Source organism: Arthrobacter sp. NPDC058192 (genome assembly GCF_042883665.1).
In the GTDB taxonomy this organism is placed as follows: Bacteria; Actinomycetota; Actinomycetes; order Actinomycetales; family Micrococcaceae; genus Arthrobacter.
The window spans coordinates 1-3,490 of sequence record NZ_JBHVVJ010000036.1; the positions used below are offsets into that span (position 1 = coordinate 1).

The following is a 3,490-nucleotide window of genomic DNA, read 5'->3' on the forward strand; positions in this document are numbered from 1 at the left end:
CGTCAGCCCGTATACTTCGCCTTACGGCTTCGCACAGACCTGTGTTTTTGCTAAACAGTCGCTTGGGCCTTTTCACTGCGGCCCCCTCGGGCTATTAACCCTACCGAGGCACCCCTTCTCCCGAAGTTACGGGGTCATTTTGCCGAGTTCCTTAACGAGAGTTCTTCCGCGCGCCTTAGCATGCTCTGCTCGCCTACCTGTGTCGGTTTGCGGTACGGGCACCTAGATCTCACTAGAGGCTTTTCTTGACAGCCGGAGTACATGACCTTCGCTACTGCAATTTTCGCTCCCCATCACAGCCCAGCCTTAATGATCGACGGATTTGCCTATCGATCAGCCTCACTGCTTGGACGGACTATTCCATCAGTCCGCGTCACTGCCCTTCTGTGTCACCCCATTGCTCAAACAATCTTCGGTGGTACAGGAATTTCAACCTGTTGTCCATCCACTACGCCTTTCGGCCTCGCGTTAGGTCCCGACTTACCCTGAGAGGACGAGCCTTCCTCAGGAACCCTTAGGCTTTCGGCGGACAAGATTCTCACTTGTCTTTTCGTTACTCATACCGGCATTCTCACTTGAATACAGTCCACCAGTCCTCACGGTCCAACTTCAATCCGTATTCAACGCTCCCCTACCCAAGTACCTAATGGTACATGTCATAGCTTCGGTGGTGTGTTTAGCCCCGTTACATTTTCGGCGCAGAGTCACTCGACCAGTGAGCTATTACGCACTCTTTAAATGATGGCTGCTTCTAAGCCAACATCCTGGTTGTCTTTGCAACTCCACATCCTTTCCCACTTAACACACACTTGGGGACCTTAGCTGATGATCTGGGCTGTTTCCCTCTTGACAATGGATCTTAGCACTCACTGTCTGACTCCCGAGTAGCACGTCTATGGCATTCGGAGTTTGACTAGACTTGGTAACCCTTGGCGGGCCCCGCACCCAATCAGTGCTCTACCTCCACGACGCTCATTCCTCGAGGCTAGCCCTAAAGCTATTTCGGGGAGAACCAGCTATCTCCGAGTTCGATTGGAATTTCTCCGCTACCCCCACCTCATCCCCGCATTTTTCAACATGCGTGGGTTCGGGCCTCCAGTGCGTGTTACCGCACCTTCACCCTGGACAGGGGTAGATCACACGGTTTCGGGTCTACGACCACGTACTTATTCGCCCTATTCAGACTCGCTTTCGCTACGGCTCCGTCTTCCCGACTTAACCTTGCACGTGATCGTAACTCGCCGGTTCATTCTACAAAAGGCACGCCATCACCCATTTAACGGGCTCTGACTTTTTGTAAGCGCACGGTTTCAGGTTCTTTTTCACTCCGCTTCCGCGGTGCTTTTCACCTTTCCCTCACGGTACTGCTTCACTATCGGTCACCAGGGAGTATTTAGCCTTGGCAGATGGTCCTGCCGGATTCCGACGGGGTTTCACGTGTCCCGCCGTACTCAGGATCCGTCTCGGAGGGTGCAAGATTTCGGTTACAGGGCTTTTACCTGCTCTGGCGGGCCTTTCCAGACCTCTTCGCCTACCAAACACCTTTGTAACTCCATGTGAGACGTCCTACAACCCCAAGAAGCAAGCTCCTTGGTTTGGGCTAATCCGCGTTCGCTCGCCGCTACTGACGGAATCACTATTGTTTTCTCTTCCTCAGGGTACTTAGATGTTTCAGTTCCCCTGGTATGCCTCTACCCAACCTATGTATTCAGTTGAGAGTAACTATCCATTACGATAGCTGGGTTTCCCCATTCGGAAATCCTCGGATCAATGCCTGCTTACGGCTCCCCGGGGCGGTATCGTTGTTCGCCACGTCCTTCTTCGGCTCCTGGTGCCTAGGCATCCTCCGTGCGCTCTTACTAGCTTAACCTATCGTTCCGGTTGATTCGGCTTGCTCGCCTTTTTCATTTTGTTTCCTCGATTTCATAAGAGACCAAGTGGTTGAAACAAAACGAAAAGATGTCGAGACAATCTCGAACAACCTTCACTAACAATTAAAACATTTTAGCTAAAGGATGTTTCAGCAATTTCTTTTTCTTTCGTTATCCAGTTTTCAAGGTGCAAAGTGAATCACAGACAACTATTATTAGTTGCTGTTAGGTGTAAAACATAACACCTGCTTGGCGACGTCCTACTCTCCCAAGACCCTGCGGTCTAAGTACCATCGGCGCTGGAGGGCTTAACGGTCGTGTTCGGTATGGGAACGCGTGGTTCACCTCCGCCATCGCCACCAAACGTAGCGTGTTGCACGCTGAAAACTGGATACGAAAGATAAGGTTGCTGAACCTTGTAGCTGCTGTCTGCTGGATGTATGGGTCACAGTAGACGTGTTTAGGATAAGCCCTCGACCGATTAGTATTCGTCAGCTCCACACATTGCTGTGCTTCCACCCCGAACCTATCAACCTCGTCGTCTTCAAGGGGTCTTACATACTGGGAAATCTCATCTTGAGGGGGGCTTCACGCTTAGATGCTTTCAGCGCTTATCCCGTCCGTACTTGGCTACCCAGCGGTGCTCCTGGCGGAACAACTGGTACACCAGCGGTACGTCCATCCCGGTCCTCTCGTACTAAGGACAGCTCCTCTCAAATTTCCTGCGCCCGCGACAGATAGGGACCGAACTGTCTCACGACGTTCTGAACCCAGCTCGCGTACCGCTTTAATGGGCGAACAGCCCAACCCTTGGGACCTACTTCAGCCCCAGGATGCGATGAGCCGACATCGAGGTGCCAAACCTCCCCGTCGATGTGGACTCTTGGGGGAGATAAGCCTGTTATCCCCAGGGTAGCTTTTATCCGTTGAGCGATGGCCCTTCCATTCGGTACCACCGGATCACTAAGCCCGACTTTCGTCCCTGCTCGACTTGTAGGTCTCGCAGTCAAGCTCCCTTATGCCTTTGCACTCTGCGAATGATTTCCAACCATTCTGAGGGAACCTTTGGGCGCCTCCGTTACATTTTAGGAGGCGACCGCCCCAGTCAAACTGTCCACCTGACACGGTCCCCGAACCGGTTTCACGGTTCTAGGTTAGAACTCCGATACGATCAGGGTGGTATCCCAACGTTGCCTCCACACAAGCTGGCGCTCATGCTTCAAAGGCTCCCACCTATCCTGTACAGATCGTACCAAAGTCCAATATCAAGTTACAGTAAAGCTCCATGGGGTCTTTCCGTCTTGTCGCGGGTAACCTGCATCTTCACAGGTATTAAAATTTCACCGGATCTCTCGTTGAGACAGCGCCCAAGTCGTTACGCCATTCGTGCGGGTCAGAATTTACCTGACAAGGAATTTCGCTACCTTAGGACCGTTATAGTTACGGCCGCCGTTTACTGGGGCTTCGGTTCACAGCTTCGGGTTACCCCTAACCGCTCCCCTTAACCTTCCAGCACCGGGCAGGCGTCAGCCCGTATACTTCGCCTTACGGCTTCGCACAGACCTGTGTTTTTGCTAAACAGTCGCTTGGGCCTTTTCACTGCGGCCCCCTCGGGCTAT

The 3,490-nt window shown here is 52.5% G+C and carries 3 rRNA genes; all 3 read right to left on the reverse strand.

The features are described 5' to 3' along the window. Positions 1-1,870, reverse strand: a 23S ribosomal RNA gene (locus ACFVVK_RS20425); the annotation flags it as partial. A 248-nt stretch (positions 1,871-2,118) separates the two neighbouring features. Next, positions 2,119-2,235, reverse strand: a 5S ribosomal RNA gene (gene rrf / locus ACFVVK_RS20430). A gap of 97 nt (positions 2,236-2,332) precedes the next feature. Further along, positions 2,333-3,490: ribosomal RNA gene (locus ACFVVK_RS20435) — 23S ribosomal RNA — on the reverse strand; the annotation flags it as partial.